We start from the raw sequence: 22,297 nt of genomic DNA, 5'->3' as shown, positions 1-22,297 counted from the left end.
AGCAGGAAGCATCACCATCGCTCGCCAAGCCTGACGCAACGGCCAGGTATCAACGGCGCTTGTTATGGGAACGCAGCTTGTAGCGGTCGCCGGGGTGGAGCAGGCGGGCGTAGCTGACCAGGTGCTCGTCCGACCAGGTACGGCGGATCATCGACAGGCAGGGTGCGGCCGGGTCGATGTCCAGCCAGGCGGCGGTCTGCGCATCGACCAGCACCGCCTCGACCACATGCTCGACATCGGAGATCGGGCAGCTGGCCACCAGCACCTCGTTGGGCGTCTGCTGGCTGAAATCGCTGTCCAGGTAATGCGGCACCCAGCGCGGGTTGACGAAGCGGTCTTCCAGCTGGATCGGCACGCCATCCTCGCGGTGCACCAGGATGCTGTGGAACACCTGGGCGCCCAGGCGCAGGCCGAGGCGCAAGGCCACCTCGTCGTCAGCCGCCAGCGCCTCGCAGCGCAGCACGTCGTTGCTGTAGGCATGGCCACGGCCGCGCACCTCGGCGGCGATGTTCATCACCTCGTGCAGCGAGGATTCGGCCTTGCGGTCGGTGACGAAGGTACCGAGGCCGGCCTGGCGCACCAGGTAGCCCTGCTGCACCAGGTTGTTGATCGCCTTGTTGGCGGTCATGCGGCTGACGGCGAAGTCGCGCGCCAGCTGCTCCTCCGGGGGAATCTGGTGGTGAACCGGGTAGGCGCCGCCGCGAATGCGTTCGAGCAGGAAGTCCTCGATGGCCTTATAGCGCGGGGTGCTGCTGGTCACGGTGGCTCCTTGGAAATACCCGGTTGCGGCGGATGATAACGGAGCTTGCCTGCCCTCTCCCAGCGCGAGACGCGGGTCGCGTAGGGTGGAAATCCGCGCAGCGATTTCCACCGGGCCCGGCAGGTGGAAAGCCTGCGGCGTTTTCCACCCTACTCCTAGCGGGAGAACGAGCTTTCCGTAGCCCCGCTCCCCTATCACATCAGCCCACCGACGGCAGCAGCCCGGCCGGCAGCAACGGCGTCAGCACCCGCTCGGCCAGCAGGGCGTCGGCGGCGGCGATGTCCGGGGCGAAGAAGCGATCCTCGACGTAGTAGGGCACCCTGGCGCGCAGGATCGCGCGGGCCTGCTCCAGCGCCGGCGAGCTGTGCAGGCCCTCGCGGAAGTCCAGGCCCTGGCAGGCGCCCAGCCATTCCACGGCGAGCACGCCGCGGGTGTTGGCGGCCATGTCCCACAGGCGCTTGCCTGCATTCGGCGCCATCGACACGTGGTCTTCCTGGTTGGCCGAGGTGGGCAGGCTGTCGACGCTGTGCGGATGGGCCAGGGCCTTGTTGTCGCTGGCCAGAGCCGCGGCCGTGACCTGGGCGATCATGAAGCCGGAGTTGACCCCGCCATTGGCCACCAGGAAGGGCGGCAGCTGCGACATGTGCTTGTCCATCATCAACGAGATGCGCCGTTCGGACAGCGAGCCCATTTCCGCAATCGCCAGGGCGATATTGTCGGCGGCCATTGCCACCGGCTCGGCGTGGAAATTGCCGCCGGAAATCACCTCGCCCTCGGCGGCGAACACCAGCGGGTTGTCCGACACCGCGTTGGCCTCAACGCCGAGCACCTCGGCGGCCTGGCGCAGCTGGGTCAGGCAGGCGCCCATCACCTGCGGCTGGCAGCGCAGCGAATAGGGGTCCTGCACCTTGTCGCAGGCGGCATGGGAGCGACCGACTTCGCTGCTGGCGCCGAGCAGGTGACGGTAGGCGGCGGCCGCGTCGATCTGGCCTTTCTGCCCACGGGCGGCATGGATGCGCGCATCGAAGGGCGCGCGCGAGCCCAGCGCCGCCTCCACGGTGAGGGCGCCGCAAACGCTGGCGGCGGCGTACAGGTCCTCGGCCTCGAACAGCCCGCGCAGGGCATAGGCGGCGGACACCTGGGTACCGTTGAGCAGGGCCAGGCCCTCCTTGGCGGCCAGGGTCATGGGTTCCAGGCCGGCCACGGCCAGGGCCTCGGTCGCCGGCAGCCATTCACCTTTATGCCGCGCCTGGCTCTCGCCGAGCAGCACCAGCGACATATGCGCCAGCGGCGCCAGGTCACCGGAAGCTCCCACCGAGCCTTTCAGCGGGATATGCGGGTAAACCTCGGCGTTGACCAGGGCGATCAGCGCCTCGATCACCTGGCGCCGGATGCCGGAGAAGCCGCGCGCCAGGCTGTTGATCTTGAGCAGCATGATCAGCCGCACCATGGCATCACTGAGCGGCTCGCCGATGCCGGCGGCATGCGACAGCACCAGTGAACGCTGCAGTTTCTCCAGGTCGGCGGTGGCGATGCGGGTCGAGGCCAGCAGGCCGAAGCCGGTGTTGATGCCATAGGCAGTGCGGCCCTCGGCGATGATCTGGTTGACGCAGGCGACGCTGGCGTCGATGGCCTCGTGGGCACTCGCGTCCAGGGTCAGGTGTACGGGGGCCTGGTAGGCGGCGCGCAGGTCGGCCAGGGTCAGCTGGCCGGGGTACAGATTCAGGGCAGTCACGTTCACTCTCCTTGACCGATCATCGGCAGGTTCAGGCCCTGCTCCTTGGCGCAATCGATGGCGGTCTGGTAGCCGGCATCGGCGTGGCGCATCACCCCGGTGCCCGGGTCGTTGGTCAGCACGCGAGCGATGCGCGCGGCGGCCTCGTCGGTGCCATCGCAAACGATGACCATACCGGAATGCTGGGAGAAGCCCATGCCCACGCCGCCGCCATGGTGCAAGGACACCCAGGTGGCGCCGCTGGCGGTGTTGAGCAGGGCGTTGAGCAGCGGCCAGTCGGACACGGCGTCGGAGCCATCCATCATCGCCTCGGTCTCGCGGTTGGGGCTGGACACCGAGCCGGAGTCCAGGTGGTCGCGGCCGATGACGATAGGCGCGCTCAGCTCACCGGAACGCACCATCTCGTTGAACGCCAGGCCGAGCTTGGCGCGAAGCCCCAGGCCGACCCAGCAGATGCGCGCCGGCAGGCCCTGGAAGCTGATGCGTTCGCGGGCCATGTCCAGCCAGCGGTGCAGGTGGGCGTCGTCCGGGATCAGTTCCTTGATCTTGGCGTCGGTCTTGTAGATGTCCTGCGGATCACCGGACAGCGCCGCCCAGCGGAACGGGCCGACGCCACGGCAGAACAGCGGGCGGATATAGGCCGGAACGAAACCGGGGAAGTCGAAGGCGTTGGCCACGCCCTCCTCTTTCGCCATCTGGCGGATGTTGTTGCCGTAGTCGAAGGTCGGCACGCCTTGCTTCTGGAAGTCGAGCATGGCCTGCACATGCACGGCCATGGACTGCTTGGCGGCCTTGACCACCGCTTGCGGGTCGGTCTGCGCGCGGTCGCGGTACTGCTCCCAGGTCCAGCCGATCGGCAGGTAGCCGTTGAGCGGATCGTGGGCGCTGGTCTGGTCGGTGACCATGTCCGGGCGAACCCCGCGCTTGACCAGCTCCGGCAGGATCTCGGCGGCGTTGCCCAGCAGGGCCACGGAGATGGCCTTGCCTTCGGCGCAGTACCTGGCGATACGCGCCAGGGCGTCGTCGAGGTCCTTGGCCTGCTCGTCGACGTAGCGGCTGCGCAGGCGGAAGTCGATGCGCGACTGCTGGCACTCGATATTCAGCGAGCAGGCGCCGGCCAGGGTAGCGGCCAGCGGCTGGGCGCCGCCCATGCCGCCAAGGCCGGCGGTCAGTACCCAGCGGCCGGTGAGGTTGCCGCCGTAGTGCTGGCGACCAGCCTCGACGAAGGTCTCGTAGGTACCCTGGACGATGCCCTGGCTGCCGATATAGATCCAGCTGCCGGCAGTCATCTGGCCGTACATGGCCAGCCCCTTGGCATCCAGCTCGTTGAAGTGTTCCCAGGTCGCCCAGTGCGGCACCAGGTTGGAATTGGCGATCAGCACGCGCGGCGCGTTGGCGTGGGTCTTGAACACGCCGACCGGCTTGCCGGACTGCACCAGCAGGGTCTCGTCATCGTTCAGTTCCTTCAGGGTCTCGACGATCTTGTCGTAGCACGCCCAGTTGCGCGCGGCGCGGCCGATGCCGCCGTACACCACCAGCTCCTTGGGGTTCTCGGCCACCTCCGGGTCGAGGTTGTTCATCAGCATGCGCAGCGGCGCTTCGGTCAGCCAGCTCTTGGCATTCAGCGTGGTGCCGCGCGGGGCGCGGATTTCAACGTCGCGGTATCGGGTGGTCACAGCGGTTTCCTCTTGTTGTTCGGCGCTCAGAGGCTGAGCAGATGGATCAGGCGCGCCGCCGCCTTGGCGGTGCGGCTATCGATGTCGTGTTCGGGGTTGAGCTCGGCGAAGTCGGCCAGGCGCAGCTTGCCGCTGGCCTTGAGCCGTTCGAGCAGCGGCTCCAGCAGCTCCAGGCGCACGCCACGCGCGGCCGGGGCGCTGACGCCGGGCGCCTCGCAGGCCGGCAGCACGTCGATGTCGAAGGTCAGGTAGAGGGCGTCGCAGCCGGCGGCGAAGGCGTCCAGCTCGGCGCCGATGGCGTCCAGGGTCGATTCGCGGATCTCGCGGTCCTCGCGCACCAGCACGCCCAGCTCGGCAGCGCGGGCAAACAGTGCGCGGGTATTGCTGGCTCGGCTTATCCCTAAGCAGGCATAGCGGAACGGCCAGCCGCGCGCGGCGCTGGCCTCGGCGATCTGCGCGAAGGGCGTGCCGGAGGAATGCACGTGGGCCGGGTCGCGCAGGTCGAAATGGGCGTCGAAATTAACGATGCCGATACGCGGTGCGGCTTGGCCGCTCAGATGCTCGGCTAGCCCCAACCAGCTGCCGAAGGCCACCTCGTGGCCGCCGCCAAGGACGATGGGCAGGTGACCGGCCTCCAGCAGCGCGCAGACATTGCGCCCGAGGCGCGCCTGGGCTGCCTCCAGATCGCCGTCTTCGCAGGCCACGTCGCCCGCGTCGTAGGCCGGCGCCTGGCGATGCCAGGCCAGGTTGGCCAGGGCCTTGCGCAAGGCCTGCGGGCCACCGGCGGCACCGACACGGCCGTGGTTGCGCCGCACGCCTTCGTCGCAGGCAAAGCCGAGCAGGGCCAGACCCGGCTCGCTGTTTTCGCTCAGCGCGCGGATGCGCTGGTGCCAGCGCGGGCTGTCCGGCTCGGGGTCGATGCGGCCGGTCCAGCAGGCCATGGAAGGGCGATCAGCGTGCATGGGTAATCTCTCCGCAGAAAATGCGCTGGCGCAGGCGCCCGGCCTGCACCGCATAGGCCAGCTCGGCGGGCTGGCGGATATCCCACAGGCACAGGTCGGCGGGCGCGCCGACGGCGATGCGCCCCAGTTCCGGCAAGCCGAGGGCACGGGCGGCGTGGACGGTCATGCCGGCCAGGGCCTCGCGCGGGGTCAGGCGGAACAGGGTGCAGGCCAGATGCGCCATCAGCGTGGGCAGGCAAATCGGCGAGGTGCCGGGGTTGGCGTCGCTGGCCACGGCCATCGGCACGCCGTACTGGCGCAGCAGCTCGATCGGCGGCAGCCGGGTTTCGCGCAGCACCTGGAAGGCACCGGGCAGCAGCACGGCCACCGTGCCGGCCCCGGCCATGGCGCACACGCCGGCCTCGTCGAGGTATTCGACATGGTCGGCCGACAGTGCGCCGTAGCGCGCGGCCAGGGCGCTGCCGCCGAGATTGGACAGCTGCTCGGCATGCGCCTTGAGCGCCAGGCCATGGTCGCGGGCTGCCTGGAAGATGCGCTCGCACTGCGCTGGGGAAAAGCCGATGCCCTCGCAGAACACGTCCACCGCGTCGGCCAGGCGTTCACTGGCGGCCGCCGGGATCATCTGCTCGCAGACCAGGCTCACATAGTCGTCGGCGCGACCGGCGTATTCCGGCGGCAGCGCATGGGCGCCAAGCAAGGTGGTGGTCACCCGCACCGGGCGCAGCTGGCCCAGGCGCCGGGCCACGCGCAGCATCTTCAGCTCGTCGACCAGGGTCAGGCCGTAGCCGGACTTGATCTCGACCGTGGTCACGCCATCGGCCAGCAGCGCGTCCAGGCGCGGCAGGCTGGCGGTGATCAGCCGGTCCTCGCTGGCGGCGCGGGTGGCGCGCACGCTACTGAGGATGCCGCCACCGGCACGGGCGATCTGCTCGTAGCTGACGCCCTCCAGGCGCTGCTCGAACTCGCCGGCGCGGTCGCCGGCATACACCAGGTGGGTATGGCAGTCGACCAGGCCTGGGGTCATCACCCCGCCGCTCCCGGCCTCCTCGGCGCCGACAGCCAGCATCGGGTCAAAGTCGCGCTCGGGCCACAGGCCGGCGATGCGATCACCCTCCACCAGCACGGCCATGGGCTCGGCCAGCACCTGCAGGCCATCGAAGACGGTCAGATCACGCCAGAGCCGGCGCTTGCGGGAGGACTGGGACACGACGGCGCTATCCTTGACTTAATGTATATACATTTAAGTCGTATCTCGTTCGCCGTCAACCCCAGACAATCAAACAAACCCCTTCGCATCTAGCAGAGAAATTGAGCACGCCTGGCGGCAGGACACCTGCAAATGTATATACATAAAAGCACAACCGCCCTTCCCGCTCATCGCCCTCCTTGCGGGCACGCTCACAAGCCATTGCCCAGGCCACCGATATCCACCCGGCACCGCTGGAGGACATCACAGCCGCCGAAGGCAACGCCCAGGCGACATGCCTCATGCCGTGCAGCCCCCCCCGCCAATGCCCCAAAACGAAAAGACCCCGCCTAGGCGGGGTCCTTTCTCTCAGCACAACGCTTACTGCGGCTGGGCAGCCAGCATGTCGTTATCGTTGCGCTTGAACTGCGGCAGCAGGGTACCGATCACCATGCCCGCGATGCTGAACAACAGGCCCGCCAGCTGCGGCGGCCAGAACGCCTCTTCGGTCCAGCTGTACTCCAGGTAGATCCAGGAGCACAGACCGAAGGCGATGGCGAACAGGGCGCCCTGAGTCGTGGCGCGCTTCCAGAACAGGCCGGCGAACAGCGGCACCACGGCGGCGACCAGAGTCACCTTGTAGGCGTTGCCGACCATCTCGTAGATGCTGGCGTCGGAAAGCAGGGCGAAGGTCAGGGTCGCCACCGCGCAAACCACAATGACGCAGCGCATCAGCAGCAGGAACTGCTTGTCGTTGAGTTCCGGCAGGAAACGCTTGAGCACGTTCTCGGCCAGCGTCACCGAGGGCGCCAGCAGAGTACCGGAAGCGGTCGACATGATGGCCGACAGCAGCGCGCCGAAGAACATGATCTGGGCGAACAGCGGAGTCTTCTCCAGGATCATCAGCGGCAGGATCATCTGCGAGTCTTCGGCCAGCCACTTCTGCACCAGCGCCGGGTCGATCATCGAGGCGGCGTACACCAGGAAGATCGGCAGCATGCAGAAGCCCAGGTAGAACACGGCGCCGGCCATCGAGGCGCGGGCCGCGATGTTCTCGGTCTTCGCCGACATCACACGCTGGTAAACGTCCTGCTGCGGGATGGAGCCGAGCATCATGGTCACCGCCGCGCCGATAAAGGCGACGATATCCTTAGGCTCGAAACTGTGCAGGAAGGTGAACTTGCCTTCGCTGGCTGCCTGGCTGATGACCACATCGGCGCCACCGGCCATGTCGCTGAACAGCCAGACCAGGTAGACCAGGCCGACCACGATGATGATCATCTGGAAGAAGTCGGTCAGGGCGATCGACCACATGCCGCCGAACAGGGTGTACAGCAGGACGATGAAGGTGCCGAGCAGCATGCCCTGAGTGGTGCTGATGGCACCATCCGAGATCACGTTGAACACCACGCCAAGGGCGATCAGCTGGGCGGCAATCCAGCCCAGATAGGACATGACGATGACCAGGCTGACGATCAGCTCGACCTGCGAGCCGTAGCGCTTCTTGAAATAGTCACCAATGGTCAGCAGGTTCAGGCGGTACAGCGGGCGGGCGATGATCGCGCCGACGATGAACAGGCACCAGAAGGAACCGAAGGGATCCTCGACAATGCCGGCGAAGCCTTCCTCGAGGAAAGTGGCGGGAATGCCCAGCACGGCCTCGGAGCCGAACCAGGTGGCGAACACCATCGCCGCGACGATGGGAAAGCCCATGCTGCGACCGCCAGCGGCGAAGTCTCGGGTGTTGTGTACCCGGGTGGAGGCATAGAAACCGATGGCCACGGTGGCCAGCAGGTAGAGCGCGACGAACCAGATCAGCATGTTTTTCCGTTCCAGCGACATCGGCCCGCCACAGGCTGCCCCGCAAGGCGGAGGGGCTGGGACGGCGGGCTACAGGTTTTTGTTATGGCCCTCCTGGCCTGCTTTGAACACGGGGCACCGATGATCCCCGCGCCAGGCCGCGCAGTCTGGCAAAAACGTAAAATATGTCAAACAAATTTGGCCGCTTTTATTCCATTAACCGACGACATGCCTTGTTACAGACTGTAAACCACTGAAAAACATGGGCTGAATGCGAGCACCGACGCGAGAGGCAGTTCTATATTTTTGACAGCCTGCTTCACCCTCTTTCAGGCTGGTCGCCACGGTCCTTGCCGCAGTATCGTCGGCGCATTCCCACTGACGGCCAGACCATGGACATCAAGCAGCTCAATTTCCTTGTCGCCCTCGATGAGACCCGTCACTTTGGCCAGGCCGCCGCACGCTGCCACGTCACGCAACCCACTCTCTCCATGCGCCTGCGAGGCCTGGAACAGGAACTCGGACTGGAACTGGTCAGGCGCGGCCAGCGCTTCGAAGGTTTCACCGAGGCCGGTGAGCGCATTCTGGCCTGGGCACGCAGCGTCCTGGCGGCGCAGGACGGGCTACTCACGGAGGCCGCAGCCTGCCGCGGTCAACTGGTCGGCACCCTGCGCCTCGGCGTGGTGCCGCTGGGCGGATTCGACCCGATGCGCCTGGTACAGCTGTTCGCAACGCAACACCCGGAGCTGCGCTTTCGCCTGTTTGCCTTGAGTAGCGAACAGATCCTCGAACGACTCGGGCGCAACCAGCTGGACCTCGGCATCTCCTACCTGGAGCGCCTGGACCGCAGCCATTTCGATAGCCTGGAACTGGCCGATACGCGCATGGGCCTGCTGCATGACCGCCGCCATTTCCACTTCGCCACCGCCAGCCTGAGCTGGGAAGCGGTAGCGGCCCTGCCGCTGGGCCTGCTTTCCAGCGGCATGCATTTTCGCCAGTCGGTCGACCACGCCCTGCGCAGCCGCGGCCTGGCGCCAAAGCCGCGCCTGGAAAGCGATGCCGTTCATCAGTTGTTGCAGGCCGCACAGGCCGGCCTGTGCTGCGCGGTGATGCCGCTGGACAGCGGCCTCGATACCCTGGCCGAGCATCTGCAGCTGACGCCCATCGAGGCAGCCCAGACCCTGGCACCGCTGGGCCTGCTGCTGCGCCGCGGCGCGCCACGTTCGGCACTGGCCGCCGCCTGTTTCGACGAAGCCCGGCATCTGCTGGGCGCCACGCGATAGAGCAGGTCGATCACCTCATCGACAACAGCGATTAGACGCCACCCTGCACGAGGCCTAGGCTGGGCTCGATCCCTCCGCAGAAGGGCTTTCCCCATGCCTATAGCGTCCGCACTCACGCCACCTCCGTCCGCCTACGCCTACCTCGAACTGGGCAGCGCCGGCGCTCCCGCCGAAGCCTCGCTGGCCGAGGAATGCGCGCTGGCCATCGACTACAACGGACTGAATCACACGGTCATGATGGTGTCTCCCTGCGAGCTGGAGGACTTCATCCGCGGCTTCAGCCTCAGCAGCGGCCTGATCGACACCATCGACGACATCTATGACATCGAACTGCGCGGCACCGGCGCGGCGCGCCGGGCCGAGGTGCGCGTCAGCAGTCGCGCCTTCTGGAGCATCAAGCAGCAGCGCCGCCAACTGACCGGCACCAGCGGCTGCGGGCTGTGTGGCGTGGCCGCGCTGGAGCAGGCGCTGCCGCAGCTGGAACCGCTGCACGCGCAGCCATTGCCAGCGATCACCCACCTGATCGGCCTGCGCGAACGCATCAGCGCTGCCCAGCAGCGCGCCCAAGCAACCGGCGCCCTGCATGCGGCACTGTTCGTCGATGCAAGCGGCGAGTTGCGCCTGTGTCGCGAGGATATCGGTCGGCACAACGCACTGGACAAGCTGATCGGCGCCCTCGCCAAGCAGGGTCTTGACGCCCGCGCAGGCTTCGCCGTGGTGACCAGTCGCTGCAGCCTGGAGCTGCTGCACAAGGCGGTCCGCGCCGGCCTGCCGACCCTGGTGAGCCTCTCCGCGCCGACTGCCCTTACCGTGGACTGGGCACGCCGGCACCACCTGAATCTGATCCACCTGCCCCACCACAGCGCCCCCCGGGTCTACAGCCCGCTTCCCGGCCTTGAGGAGCTTGCGACATGAGCAGCGAACCGCGCTACCAGCCCTACACCGGCCCCGCCGCTGGCTGGGGCGCGCTGCGCAGCGTCACCCAGCACTGGCTGGACAGCCGGCAGCCGATAAGGAATCTGCGCGCCCTGCTCAGGACCAACCAGAATGGCGGCTTCGACTGCCCCGGATGCGCCTGGGGCGACTCCCCCGACAGCCACCTGGTGAAGTTCTGCGAGAACGGCGCCAAGGCGGTCAACTGGGAGGCCACCCGACGCGGTATCGGCCAGGCATTTTTTGCCCGCTACAGCGTCGCCCAGCTGCGCGCACAGAGCGATTACTGGCTGGAGCAGCAGGGGCGGCTGATCGAACCCCTACAATACGATGCGGCAGGCGACCGTTACGTACCGATCACCTGGGATGCCGCCTTCACCCTGATCGCCGACGTCCTCCGGAGCCTGGACAGCCCCGATCAGGCCGAGTTCTACACCTCGGGTCGAGCCAGCAACGAGGCCGCCTTCCTTTATCAGCTGATGGTACGCGCCTTCGGCACCAATAACTTTCCCGACTGCTCGAACATGTGCCACGAGGCCAGCGGCGTGGCGCTCGGCGAGAGCATTGGTGTGGGCAAGGGCACGGTGACCTTCGCCGACTTTGCCAAAGCCGACGCCATCTTCGTGTTTGGGCAGAACCCCGGCACCAATCATCCACGCATGCTCGAACCCTTGCGCGAAGCGGTGGCGCGCGGCGCCAGCGTGGTCTGCTTCAATCCCCTGAAGGAGCGCGGCCTGGAGCGTTTCCAGCATCCGCAACATGCTCTGGAGATGCTGACCGGGGGTTCCGCGCCGACCAGCAACGCCTATTTCCGTCCACGCCTGGGCGGCGATATGGCGGCCGTGCGCGGCATGGCCAAGTGCCTGCTGGCATGGGAGCGCCAGCAGCCGGGCAGCGTATTCGACCATGCCTTCATCGCGCAGCACTGCGAAGGCCTGGAAGCCTGGCTGGAGCGGGTGGAAGCCAGCGACTGGGCGCAGATCGAGACACAGTCGGGCCTGGCGCGGGCGCAGATCGAACACGCCGCCCGCCTGTACGCCAGCGCCGAGCGGGTGATCATCTGCTGGGCGATGGGCATCACCCAACACCGCCACTCGGTGGCGACCATCCAGGAGATCACCAACCTGATGCTCCTGCGCGGCAATATCGGCAGGCCCGGGGCTGGACTGTGCCCGGTGCGCGGCCACAGTAACGTGCAGGGTGACCGGACCATGGGTATCAACGAGCGGCCGTCGGCGGCCTTCCTCGATGCCCTGCAGCGCCGCTTCAGCTTCACGGTGCCACGCACCCAGGGGCACAACACCGTCCAGGCGATTGCCGCCATGCTGGAGGGCCGCAGCCGGGTATTCATCGGCCTCGGAGGCAATTTCGCCCAGGCCACACCGGATAGCCTGCGCAGCCATGCAGCCCTGCAGCGCTGCGAGCTGACCGTACAGATCAGCACCAAGCTCAACCGCAGCCACCTGATGCACGGTCGCCAGGCGCTGATTCTGCCGTGCCTGGGGCGTACCGACCTCGACCTGCAGGCCGTCGGCCCGCAGGCGGTCACGGTAGAGGATTCGTTCAGCATGGTGCACGCCTCACGCGGACAGCTCGCCCCGCTGTCGCGCGCGATGCGTTCGGAACCGGCAATCATCGCCGGCATCGCCCAGGCACTGCTCGGTCCCCAGCCGGTGGACTGGCTGCACCTGATCGAGGACTACGGGCGCATCCGCGAACTGATCGCCGAGACCATCCCGGGCTTCGCTCACTTCAATACTCGCCTGGATCAACCCGGCGGCTTCTACCTGGGCAATGCGGCCGCGGAGCGACACTGGACCACGCCCAGCGGCCGAGCCCGCTTCGTCGCCCACAGCCTGCCCGACGATCTGCTACCGGCCCAGGTCCTTAGCCAGGCTGCAGCACCCCACCTGATACTGCAGTCCCTGCGCTCCCACGACCAGTACAACACTACCCTGTACGGCCTGGATGACCGCTACCGTGGCATCCACGGCATGCGCGAGGTGATTTTCGTCAACGAACAGGACATTCGTCGCCTCGGCCTGGTGCCGGGCCAGCGCGTTGACCTGCTGTCACTGTGGGACGACGGCATCGAGCGGCGCGTGCACGACTTCACCCTGGTCGCCTACGACACGCCCCCCGGCCAGGCGGCCGCCTACTACCCGGAAACCAATCCGCTGGTGCCACTGCACAGCATCGGCAGCGGCAGCCACACGCCCACCTCCAAGTTCATCGCCATTCGTCTGGAGCCCAGTCGCGCGGGGGCCCGGATCGCCTGACACGAATCACCCTGTAACACCCGCTGCAAACGCGCAGCTTGAGCCAAAGGCCCGCCTTCGGGATACTGCACGCCGATTTGCGCACCGCCTGCCCGCTTTACCGCGTGTGCGCCACAGTAGCCAACGGACTGCGTTGAATTAAAGACGGGGAGCCATCGTCGATGATGAAGAGAAGCGACTGGATCTGGACCGTCGTCGGTTTGGCCGCAGTCGTGTTTTCCTGCTACCTGCTCTACAAGGAGATCCGCACCATCTCCCTGGACGAGCTGACTGACAGCCTGCACGCCATCCGCCTGCACAACTGGCTGTTGGCGGCGGGAGCGACCCTCGGCGCCTACTGCGCCCTGGCCTGGTACGACCGCATCGCCATTGCCCACCTGAGCAAGAAGATTTCCTGGTGGTTCATCACCCTGTGCTCCTTCACCACCTACGCCCTGGCTCACAACATCGGCGCCTCGGTGTTCTCCGGAGCCGTCGTGCGCTACCGCGCCTACCGAAGCAAGGGACTGACGCCACAGGAGATCGGCGTACTGATCGTCTTCTGCTCCTTCACCTTCGCCCTCGGCGTGCTGCTGTCCGGTGGCGCGGTCCTGATCTACGAGCCAGAACTGATCCGCCGGGTAGCGGATGTGAGTCCCTGGCTGTCGGTTGCCATCGGCCTGATTCTGCTGGGCCTGGTGGCGCTCTACGCACTTGGCTCCTGGCGTCAGTTCAAGCCCTGGACCTGGGGCAAGCTGCATGTCGAATACCCGCGCCTGGGTATCGTTGGCCGCCAGCTGATTGCCGGTCCGCTGGAGCTGGCCTGCGCCGCCGCGATCATCTATTTCGCCCTGCCGGCGGAAAACAACCCGGGTTATGTCGTGGTGCTCGGTGTGTTCCTCGCCTCCTTCTCCCTGGCACTGCTGTCTCATGCGCCAGGCGGGCTCGGCGTGCTAGAGGTAACCTTCCTCGCCGCCATGCCGGAACTGCCGAAGGTCGACGTCCTGGCAGCCCTGATTGTGTTCCGCGCCTTCTACCTGCTGCTGCCCTTCGCACTGTCGCTGCTGGTCGTGCTCGGCTTCGAATGGAGCCAATGGCGTCTGCGGCGCCTGCCGGCAGACCGGTAGTCCCAGGCCGCCGTGCCCCGCTCCCGGGGCCTGAGCCCGCCTGTCACGACCTGCATCAGCAACGTCGATGAACACCATCAGGATGATCGACTTCTGTCTCGCCGCTACCTGAGTACCCTGTGCTCCGTAGCCACTGTCCGCTTCCACCGGAGGCCTCGAGATGAAGAAGCACCTGATTGCCAGCCTTATCCTGTCCAGCCTAACCAGCGTCGCCTTCGCCCTGCCGGGCGAAGAGCAGCCGCCGCTGACCGAGCTGCGCCAAAGCAGCGCTCCCGCTACCGTCGCCGAAAGCGCTGCCGACTACCTGCCCCACAACCACCTGCTCGCCGAGAACGGGGCCTCGCGGGGCACGCGCCGAGCCGTCTGAGCCAAGCCCGGCGCCCGCCGGGCTTTTTATGGCGCCGTCGCCACCGGCGGCAGACGGTAGATCCAGATACGTCGTAGCACGCTGGCGAACTGCCGGGACAGGCGGCCACTGTTATAGACCTGGCCGTAGCGCGCGGCGATCTCGCGCACACGCGGGGCCAGCTCGGCATAGCGTCGCGCCGGCAGGTCGGGGAACAGGTGGTGCTCGATCTGGTGGCTGAGGTTGCCGGTGAGGATATGGAACAGGCGCCCCCCCTCCAGGTTGCTGGAGCCCCGCAGCTGGCGCAGGTACCAGTGACCACGGCTCTCCCCTTGCACCGACTCCTGGCTGAACACCGCCGCGCGCTCGGTGAAGTGGCCGCAGAAGATGACCAGGAAGGTCCACAGGTTGCGCAGCAGGTTGGCCAGCACGTTACCTGCCAGCACCGCCAGGGCATTGGCACCGAGCAGCAGCGCCAGCAGGGGAAACAGGGCGTAGTCCTTGAGCCACTGGCGCGCGACCTTGAGGCCGAACTGGCGCAGCAGCGGGCGTACCTCAGCGCCGCTGATGCGGCCCTTGTACCACTTGTCCAGGCGCAGGTGCTGGATCGCCACGGCGTACTGGAACAGCAGCGCCTGCAGCGTGACCCACAGCGGCTGCCAGCGGTAGAAGGGTTTCCAGCGCTGTTCGGGGAACAGGCGCACCACGCCGTAGCCGACGTCGTCATCCATGCCGATCACGTTGGTCCAGGTGTGATGGGTATGGTTGTGCGTGTGCCGCCAGAAGTCGGCCGGACCGACGATGTCCCACTCGTAGCGCCGGCCGGCCAGCTCCGGATCGTTCATCCAGTCGTACTGGCCGTGCATCACGTTGTGGCCCAGCTCCATGTTCTCGAGGATCTTGCCCAGGCCCAGCAGCAGACTGCCAAGCAGCCAGGTGGGCGGGAACCAGCCGAACATCAGCAGCGCGCGGCCGCTCCAGCAGCACAGGCGCACGGCGCCGCGCACCCGGCGGATGTAGCGGGCATCGGCCTCGCCCAGCGACGCGAGGGTCTGGCGGCGCAGTTCGTCCAGTTCGGCGGCGAAGGCGTCGAGTTCCACGGGGGTCAGTTCACGGTCAAGTCGCATCGTCGTTGTCCTAGAGATCGAGTTGCACATCGCCCAGCGGCGCGCTGACGCAAATGCGAATCGGCTGGCCGGGTTCGGCGAAGGCCTGGCCGCTGCGCAGGTCGCGCACCGCCCCGCCCAGCAGGGTGCAGGTGCAGCCGGCACAGATGCCCTGACGGCAGCCATGGGCCGGCCGCAAGCCGGCCGCCTCGGCCTGTTCCAGCAAGCTGCGCGAGCCGTCGCCCAGGCTTTCCAGGCGGCTGCGGGAGAAGTTCAGGCGCAGCGCCTGGCCGGCCTCCGGCGCATGCCGCAGGGGGCTGAAAGCCTCTGCCTGCAGCGCGCCCACAGCGCCCGCCCGCACTGCCTCGACGAACCCTGCCGGCCCGCAGACGAGCAGGGCAAAGCCCTCCATGCCCTGCAGGTGCGCGGCCCGGAAGCGCCCGCCCTGCGGCCCCGCCTCGGGACCGGTGAGTTGCCAGTACACCTGCAGGTTCGGGTGGCGCTGCATCAGCGCCTGCAGCTCGGCTGCATACGCCTGCTGGCCACTGGCACGCACGTAGTGCAGCAACGTCACCGGCGCCGCATAGCCGGCTTCCAGCGCCTCGCGCAGCAGCCCGAGCAGTGCCGTGATACCGCTGCCGGCGGCGAGCAGCCCGACGCCAGGCGCCGCCTGCGGCCAGCACAGATCGCCCTGAGCCATGCCCAGCTCGACCAGATCGCCCACGGCCAGGTGGTCGAGCAGATGATTGGAGAAACGGCCGCCCGGCTGGCGGCGAATGCCCAGCTCGATGGCGCCGCCACGTTCGACCCGGGTCAGGCTGTAGCTGCGACTATGGCGCACCCCATCGATCGGCAGGTACAGCTGCACATGCTGGCCAGGGCGCCAGCCACGCGCATTGCCATTGCAGCGCAGGCGCAGCGCCAGCAGGTCGTCACTGACCCAGCAGCGCGCCGCCACCCGAGCGAAGACCCGGTTCAGGCGCCAGGCCGGGTGCAGCCAGGCCAGCACGGCATCGACTTCCGACTCGCGCAGCCAGCCTAGCGCAACCAGCACGCGCACAGGTCCCAGCAGCGGTGCCAGCCAGCGGATGGCGAAAAGAGGCAAGAGCGACATGCGACATATTCCAGTGAACAAGTGTTCACAAAATGCCAGAAGCACTTCACTTCAGTCAACAAGTGTTCACTGATTGTCATTCGACGCCGGTAAAACGCTTTTGTTAGAGTGCGCCGCAATCTCGCCACCTGCCGAATGCCATGTCACCACGCGCCGAACAGAAACAGCAGACCCGCCGGGCCCTGATGGATGCCGCGCGCAACCTGATGGACAGCGGTCGCGGCTTCGGCAGCCTGAGCCTGCGCGAAGTCAGCCGCACCGCCGGCATCGTGCCAACCGGCTTCTACCGGCACTTTCAGGACATGGACGAGCTGGGCCTGGCCCTGGTCGCCGAGGTCGACGCCACTTTCCGCAGCACCCTGCGCGAAGTGCGCCGCAGCCAGTTCGAGATGGGCAGCATCATCGAGGCCAGCACGCGCATCTTCCTCGACGCGGTAAGCGACAACCGTAACCAGTTTCTCTTCCTCGCCCGCGAGCAATACGGTGGCTCGCAGCCGGTGCGCCAGGCCATCGGCCGCCTGCGCCAGCAGATCACCGACGACCTGGCCGCCGACCTCAAGCTGATGAACCGCACTCCGCACCTGGACGATGCGGCACTCGACGTGGTCTCCGACCTGGTGGTGAAGACCGTGTTCGCCACCCTGCCCGAGCTGATTGACCCGCCCGCCGAGGGCCTGCCCGTGCACCTCACTCCCGAAGCGAAGATGACCCAGCAGCTGCGTTTCATCTTCATCGGCGCCAAACACTGGCGCGGTCTCGGCCAGGGCCGCGACTGAGCGCACCAGAACAGCTCCTCTCGATAGACAGCGCACCAACATAAGGCATCCGTAAGCCCCAACTTCTGGCACAGCCCCGCCAGCGGCGGGCATCACCGGCTTGGCAAGGGCCTTGCTCTGGTCACAGGACCATTGCCCGGCCGGAAGCCCCCTATGTTGGTGATCCATCACCGCCTGCCCCCCCAGCCTTACTGGGATGAAGAACTGCACCTGACCTTCGATGCCCGCAGCAAGAGCCGCCTGCGCTGCTTCAGTGCGGCCGGCGAGGACGTCGGTCTGTTCCTTGAACGCGGCCAACCGCCGCTGCATGACGGCGACTGCCTGCGCGCCGAGGACGGGCGCATCGTGCGGGTCTGCGCGCGCCCGGAGAAACTCCTGCACGTCACCTGCGCCAGCAGCTTCGAACTGCTGCGCGCGGCCTACCACCTGGGCAACCGCCACGTCACCCTGCAGCTTGGCGACGGCTGGCTGCGCCTGCCCGAAGACCACGTACTACAGGCCATGCTCGACCAGCTCGGCGCCAGCACCTGCCCGATCGAGGCGCCCTTCCAGCCCGAACATGGTGCTTACGGCGGCGGCCATCACCATTCCCATCATGGCGACGCCGAGTTCAACTACGGCCCGCGCCTGCACCAGTTCGGCGTGCGCCTGTGAATCCCGCCTGGCAACTCCTGCGCCTGGCCAGCCCGCAGCTGCCGATTGGTGGCTACAGCTATTCCCAGGGACTGGAAATGGCAGTCGACAGCGGCCTGGTGCAGGACCCGGACAGCGCGCGGCGCTGGATCGCCGACCAACTGCTGCTCAACCTGGCGCGCTTTGAGGCACCCCTGCTGCTGGCCCACTGCCGGGCCGCAGCGGCGGACGACTGGGACAGCCTGGCCGACCTCGCCGAACACCACCGCGCCAGCCGCGAGAGCCGCGAGCTGGCCCTGGAGAGCCGGCAGATGGGCTACTCGCTGAAGCAGTTGCTGGAGGGCCTGCCAGAGCTCGACGAAGCGGCCCGAACCTTTCTGAAGACACAGCCGGAGCTCGGCCTGGCACCGGCATGGGCGCTGGCTGCACGCACCTGGAACATCAGCGCCGAAGATGCCCTGGCCGCCTGGCTGTGGGGCTGGCTGGAAAACCAGCTGGCCGTGCTGATGAAAACCCTGCCACTGGGCCAGCAGGCCGCACAGCGTCTGACCTCGGAGCTGCTACCACTGCTGGAGCAGGCCCGCCACCAGGCCACCACCCTGGATTCCCAACACTGGGGCAGCGCCGCCTTTGGCCTGGCCCTGGCCAGCATGGCGCACGAGCGCCAGTACAGCCGTCTCTTCCGCTCATGAAACAAGGAACTCAGCCATGAACAGCCAACCTCTGCGCGTCGGCATCGGCGGCCCGGTCGGATCCGGCAAGACCGCCCTGACCCTGGCGCTGTGCCGCGCCCTGCGCGAGCGCTACAACATCGCCGTGGTCACCAACGACATCTACACCCAGGAGGACGCCCAGTTTCTCGTGCGCAACGAGGCCCTGGCGCCCGAACGGATCATCGGCGTGGAAACCGGCGGCTGCCCGCATACGGCAATCCGCGAGGATGCCTCGATCAACCTCGAAGCAGTCGAGCAGCTCAACCGGCGCTTCCCGGGACTCGACCTGATCATCGTCGAGTCCGGTGGCGACAACCTCTCCGCCACCTTCAGCCCGGAGTTGTCGGACCTGACCCTGTACGTGATCGACGTGTCCGCCGGCGACAAGCTGCCGCGCAAGGGTGGCCCCGGCATCTGCAAGTCCGACCTGCTGGTGATCAACAAGGTCGACCTGGCGCCGATGGTCGGCGCCTCGCTGGAAGTGATGGACCGCGACGCGCGCAAGATGCGTGGCGACAAGCCCTTCGTGTTCAGCAACCAGAAAGTGGGCCAGGGTCTGGACCAGATCATCGCCTTCATCGAACGCCACGGCATGCTCGGCGCCGCCTAAGGAGATCCACCATGCAACTGCGCAAAACCCTGTTCGCCATCGCCCTGTTCCTCAGCCCGGCGCTGGCCTTCGCCCATGGCGGCCATGACCACTCCGGCCTGCTGGCCGGCGTCGCCCATCCCATCACCGGCCTCGACCACCTGCTGGCAATGCTCGCCGTCGGCCTGTGGGCCGCCCAGCAGAGCGGCGCCGTGCGCTGGGCACTGCCACTGACCTTCGTTGTGACCATGCTGCTCGGCGGCCTGCTCGGCTTCGCCGGACTGGAAATTCCGCTGATGGAGACTGGCATCGCCGGCTCGGTACTGGCGTTCGGTCTGCTGGTAGCGGTTGCCGCGCGCCTGCCGGTCGCCATGGCGCTGGGCCTGACTGCCCTGTTTGCCCTGACCCACGGCGTGGCCCACGGCCTGGAACTTCCGGCGCTGGCCAGCCCCTGGGGCTACGCGGTCGGCTTCGTCGCCGCCACCGCTGCCCTGCATGGTGCCGGCTATGCGCTGGTACGCTGGCTACCGCAGGCGGCCGCTCCGCTGGTGCGCGCGGCCGGCGCTGCATCGGCAGGTGCCGGCGTGTGGCTGCTGGGGAGCTGATACCGGTAAACTGGCGCCGAAACTCCTCAATGCGGTCTCCTCCATGCTCGCGCGCCTTCTGCTCGGCCTGCTGCTCTGCGTCACCGGCCTGGCCAGGGCGCAGAGCCCCACTCCACTCGAAGTCACCTGGGGCATGAGCCCCTGGCCGGGACTGGTCAACATCGAAGACGGGCAGCCGCGCAGCGGCGTGATCATCGACCTGCTGCAGCAGATTATCCAGCGCCTGCCCGAGTACCAGCACCGCTACAGCCTGGTCAACCTCACCCGTGGCTTCGAGCAGGTCAAGCGCGAACCCCTGAGTTGCTTCCTGCCGACTTTCCGGACCGCCGAGCGAGACCAGTTTGGCCACTACGTCAGCCTGTTCGTGGCCATGCCGCATCAGCTGCTGATTCGCAGCGAGGACCGTCAGCGCATTGCCGGCGACCAAGCGGAAGTGTCCCTGCAACAGCTGCTGCGCGATCGCAGTCTGCGCGGCGGGCTGATTCAGGACCGCAGCTACGGGCCCGCGCTCGACCCATTGCTGCTGGCCCCCGGCGCCCAGCCACAACTGATACGTGTGCAGACCAGCAGCGCCGGCAACAACCTGTTCGACATGCTCGAACGCGGCCGCGTCGACTACCTGCTGGAGTATGCGGAAGTCATCCAGTTCGCCCAGCAGCAACGCCCGACCACGCTAGCGGTGACGCTGCTGCCGCTGCAGGAGGCCAACACGCCCATCGTCAGCGGCATCTACTGCAGCAAGAACGCGGCTGGCGCGGAGCTGGTCCGGCGCATCGACCAGATCGCCCGCCAGCCGGAAGTGATCGCGCACTTCGTCGCCGCCCAACACGTCTATGTGCCACCCACCACGGTTAAGCACTACCGGGCCTGGCTGGACAGGTTCTTCGGCGAGCGCGCGGGGAAGAACCTGACCTCGCTGCCCTGAGTGTCTCCAGGCCAGGCTATCGGTCTGATCGAGACAATCAACCGGCATTCGCCGGTGGCACCACCTAGGCTTACCCCATTATTGCCCGGGAGTGAACGCCATGAACCTGCACGACCTGCTGCACAGTCTTCTCGCGACCTACGCCGCCGGCGCCAGCGGCCGCTGCCCGCAGGAACTCGCCTGACCGATCGGACAGGGTTACCCTGTGCGCCCTTTCGTCCATGGGAGCACAGTGCATGAGCCTGAAGTCAGTCTGCGTATTCTGCGGCGCCAGCCCCGGCGCCCGCCCCATTTACCATGAGGCTGCCGCCCAGCTCGGCCGTCATATCGCCGAACGCGGCCTGACCCTGGTCTATGGCGGTGGCGCCGTCGGCCTCATGGGCGTGGTGGCGGACGCCGCCCTGGCCGCTGGCGGCGAGGTCATCGGCATCATCCCACAGAGCCTGGAGCGCGCCGAAATCGGCCACAAGGGCCTGAGTCGCCTGGAAGTGGTCGACGGCATGCACGCGCGCAAGGCGCGCATGGCCGAGCTGGCCGATGCCTTCATCGCCCTGCCCGGTGGCCTGGGCACCCTGGAGGAGCTGTTCGAGGTTTGGACCTGGGGCCAGCTCGGCTACCACGCCAAGCCACTCGGCCTGCTTGAGGTGGAGGGATTCTACGCACGCCTCACCGACTTCCTCGACCACCTGGTGGCCGAGCGCTTCGTCCGCGAGCAGCACCGCGCCATCCTGCAGATCGATGCGTCACCGGCAGCACTGCTCGACCGGATGAGCGCCTGGCAACCCACGGCCGCTCCCAAATGGGTCGACCGTGAGCCCAAGTCGCCGCCCTCAACCTGATTGCTGCACGATCACCGTCTGCGCCGGCATCGGTGCCGGGAAGCCGGCCTCACCCAGGGCATCCTTGATCACCCTGTTGCTGTCGAAGTAGACCTGCCAGTAGTGGTCGGTATGGCAATAGGGACGTACCGCCAGCACCGGGCCGACCAGATTGAACTCCAGGATCTCGACATCGACGGCCGGTGTCGCCAGCACATTGTCGATGGCGGCGATGCGCTGCCTGAGTAGCGCCGCTGCCCCCTTCCAGTCGGCCGAGCCCGCCAGCTGAGCCTTAAGGTCGACACGGCGAAAAGCGTTGTGCGAGTAGTTCTGGATGGTGTCGCCAAAGATCTTGTTGTTGCCCACCAGGGTCAGCACATTGTCCGGCGTATTGATGGCGGTGACGAACAGACCGATCTCGGTGACCGTGCCGGTCACGCCGCCGACGGTGACGAAGTCGCCCACCTTGAACGGCCGCAGGACGATGATGAAGCCCCCGGCGGCCAGGTTGGCCAGCAACCCTGACCAGGCCATGCCGATCGCCAGGCCCACCGCGGCGATCAGCGCGGCAAAGGTGGTGGTCTGCACCCCGAAGTAGCCGAGGATGCCGATCACCAGGAGGATGTTCAGGGTCACGGTGACGAAGTTGCCGAGGTAGCGCAGCACGGTCGGGTCGACCTTCTGCTGGCCCAGGCCCTTTTGCAGCAGGCCGACGGCGAAGCCGATCAGCCAGCGGCCGACCACCCAGAAGGCGATGGCGGCCAGGATCTTCACGGCGAAGGCAGCTCCATACTGCGCTGCCAGTTCCAACAACTGATTGACCTTGGCGGTACCCGCCGAGACCAGTGCTTGCCCTTCTTCCATGACGCTCTCCCGCAAACGGTGGATGACTGGGAAAACGCTAGCACGCAGCGCGGAAAACGCTGGCAGCAGGGCAATTTGCCATCGTATA

Annotated in this window: 21 protein-coding genes; 12 read left to right on the top strand and 9 right to left on the bottom strand. The window is 67.0% G+C overall.

What is annotated here, in order from left to right; genetic code table 11:
• Positions 1-49: 49 nt before the first annotated feature.
• The 6 genes from hutC to ACOAPY_RS04685 all read right to left on the bottom strand — a co-directional run bounded on the left by hutC (position 50) and on the right by ACOAPY_RS04685 (position 8,140).
• Positions 50-760: a histidine utilization repressor gene (gene hutC / locus ACOAPY_RS04710; protein ID WP_021702184.1), complete on the bottom strand. Its 711-nt coding sequence runs from the start codon at positions 758-760 to the stop codon at positions 50-52.
• Positions 761-959: 199 nt separating this feature from the next.
• Complete coding sequence (gene hutH / locus ACOAPY_RS04705) at positions 960-2,495, bottom strand: histidine ammonia-lyase (protein WP_465155290.1); 1,536 nt, start codon at positions 2,493-2,495, stop codon at positions 960-962.
• Between the two features lie 2 nt (positions 2,496-2,497).
• The gene (gene hutU, locus ACOAPY_RS04700) at positions 2,498-4,171 is read right to left on the bottom strand and encodes a urocanate hydratase (RefSeq protein WP_465155288.1); all 1,674 of its coding nucleotides are present in this window, start codon (positions 4,169-4,171) and stop codon (positions 2,498-2,500) included.
• A gap of 26 nt (positions 4,172-4,197) precedes the next feature.
• Positions 4,198-5,133: a formimidoylglutamase gene (hutG, locus tag ACOAPY_RS04695; protein ID WP_465155286.1), complete on the bottom strand. Its 936-nt coding sequence runs from the start codon at positions 5,131-5,133 to the stop codon at positions 4,198-4,200.
• Positions 5,123-6,262: an imidazolonepropionase gene (gene hutI / locus ACOAPY_RS04690; RefSeq protein WP_465156718.1), complete on the bottom strand. Its 1,140-nt coding sequence runs from the start codon at positions 6,260-6,262 to the stop codon at positions 5,123-5,125. Before hutI ends, hutG begins: the two co-directional genes overlap by 11 nt.
• A 438-nt stretch (positions 6,263-6,700) precedes the next feature.
• Complete coding sequence (locus ACOAPY_RS04685; RefSeq protein ID WP_465155284.1) at positions 6,701-8,140, bottom strand: high affinity choline transporter 1; 1,440 nt, start codon at positions 8,138-8,140, stop codon at positions 6,701-6,703.
• 371 nt (positions 8,141-8,511) lie between these two features.
• Here ACOAPY_RS04685 and ACOAPY_RS04680 point away from each other — a divergent pair, with 371 nt between their 5' ends.
• The 5 genes from ACOAPY_RS04680 to ACOAPY_RS04660 all read left to right on the top strand — a co-directional run bounded on the left by ACOAPY_RS04680 (position 8,512) and on the right by ACOAPY_RS04660 (position 14,087).
• Positions 8,512-9,402 carry a LysR family transcriptional regulator gene (locus ACOAPY_RS04680; protein WP_465156716.1) on the top strand — a complete coding sequence of 297 codons (891 nt, stop codon included), beginning with the start codon at positions 8,512-8,514 and terminating at the stop codon, positions 9,400-9,402.
• 93 nt (positions 9,403-9,495) lie between these two features.
• Positions 9,496-10,317, top strand: a complete 822-nt coding sequence (gene fdhD / locus ACOAPY_RS04675; protein ID WP_465155282.1) for a formate dehydrogenase accessory sulfurtransferase FdhD — start codon at positions 9,496-9,498, stop codon at positions 10,315-10,317.
• Positions 10,314-12,614, top strand: coding sequence for an FdhF/YdeP family oxidoreductase (locus tag ACOAPY_RS04670; protein WP_465155280.1), 2,301 nt, complete (start codon positions 10,314-10,316; stop codon positions 12,612-12,614). Before fdhD ends, ACOAPY_RS04670 begins: the two co-directional genes overlap by 4 nt.
• Positions 12,615-12,775: 161 nt before the next feature.
• Positions 12,776-13,720, top strand: coding sequence for a lysylphosphatidylglycerol synthase transmembrane domain-containing protein (locus ACOAPY_RS04665; protein WP_465155278.1), 945 nt, complete (start codon positions 12,776-12,778; stop codon positions 13,718-13,720).
• Between the two features lie 160 nt (positions 13,721-13,880).
• A complete protein-coding gene (locus ACOAPY_RS04660) occupies positions 13,881-14,087 on the top strand; it encodes a hypothetical protein (protein ID WP_465155276.1) in 207 nt (68 codons plus the stop codon).
• Between the two features lie 26 nt (positions 14,088-14,113).
• Here ACOAPY_RS04660 and ACOAPY_RS04655 read toward each other — a convergent pair whose 3' ends face one another.
• Both ACOAPY_RS04655 and ACOAPY_RS04650 read right to left on the bottom strand, forming a co-directional pair.
• Positions 14,114-15,193 carry a fatty acid desaturase family protein gene (locus ACOAPY_RS04655; RefSeq protein WP_465155274.1) on the bottom strand — a complete coding sequence of 360 codons (1,080 nt, stop codon included), beginning with the start codon at positions 15,191-15,193 and terminating at the stop codon, positions 14,114-14,116.
• 10 nt (positions 15,194-15,203) lie between these two features.
• A complete protein-coding gene (locus ACOAPY_RS04650; protein ID WP_465155272.1) occupies positions 15,204-16,286 on the bottom strand; it encodes a ferredoxin reductase in 1,083 nt (360 codons plus the stop codon).
• 140 nt (positions 16,287-16,426) lie between these two features.
• On the opposite strand from ACOAPY_RS04650, the gene fabR reads away from it, so the two are divergent.
• From fabR to ACOAPY_RS04615, 7 genes are all read left to right on the top strand, one after another.
• Positions 16,427-17,062, top strand: coding sequence for an HTH-type transcriptional repressor FabR (gene fabR / locus ACOAPY_RS04645; protein WP_076580389.1), 636 nt, complete (start codon positions 16,427-16,429; stop codon positions 17,060-17,062).
• Positions 17,063-17,215: 153 nt separating this feature from the next.
• Positions 17,216-17,716 (top strand): urease accessory protein UreE, encoded by a 501-nt coding sequence (ureE, locus tag ACOAPY_RS04640; protein ID WP_286947567.1) that lies wholly within the window; start codon positions 17,216-17,218, stop codon positions 17,714-17,716.
• Positions 17,713-18,387 (top strand): urease accessory protein UreF, encoded by a 675-nt coding sequence (locus ACOAPY_RS04635; RefSeq protein ID WP_465155270.1) that lies wholly within the window; start codon positions 17,713-17,715, stop codon positions 18,385-18,387. The genes ureE and ACOAPY_RS04635 overlap by 4 nt, the downstream gene beginning before the upstream one ends.
• Positions 18,388-18,403: 16 nt before the next feature.
• A complete protein-coding gene (gene ureG / locus ACOAPY_RS04630) occupies positions 18,404-19,018 on the top strand; it encodes an urease accessory protein UreG (protein WP_076580385.1) in 615 nt (204 codons plus the stop codon).
• 11 nt (positions 19,019-19,029) lie between these two features.
• Complete coding sequence (locus ACOAPY_RS04625; protein ID WP_465155268.1) at positions 19,030-19,602, top strand: HupE/UreJ family protein; 573 nt, start codon at positions 19,030-19,032, stop codon at positions 19,600-19,602.
• Between the two features lie 43 nt (positions 19,603-19,645).
• The gene (locus ACOAPY_RS04620; RefSeq protein ID WP_465155266.1) at positions 19,646-20,527 is read left to right on the top strand and encodes a hypothetical protein; all 882 of its coding nucleotides are present in this window, start codon (positions 19,646-19,648) and stop codon (positions 20,525-20,527) included.
• 236 nt (positions 20,528-20,763) lie between these two features.
• Complete coding sequence (locus tag ACOAPY_RS04615) at positions 20,764-21,366, top strand: LOG family protein (protein ID WP_465155264.1); 603 nt, start codon at positions 20,764-20,766, stop codon at positions 21,364-21,366.
• On the opposite strand, the gene ACOAPY_RS04610 is transcribed toward ACOAPY_RS04615, so the two are convergent.
• A complete protein-coding gene (locus tag ACOAPY_RS04610) occupies positions 21,358-22,209 on the bottom strand; it encodes a mechanosensitive ion channel family protein (RefSeq protein ID WP_465155262.1) in 852 nt (283 codons plus the stop codon). The genes ACOAPY_RS04615 and ACOAPY_RS04610 overlap by 9 nt on opposite strands.
• Between the last annotated feature and the right edge of the window lie 88 nt (positions 22,210-22,297).

Source organism: Pseudomonas stagnisoli (assembly GCF_048595745.1).
In the GTDB taxonomy this organism is placed as follows: Bacteria; Pseudomonadota; Gammaproteobacteria; order Pseudomonadales; family Pseudomonadaceae; genus Aquipseudomonas; species Aquipseudomonas alcaligenes_A.
The sequence above is the reverse complement of the archived record's forward strand: the minus strand, read 5'-3'. Positions and strand labels throughout refer to the sequence as shown.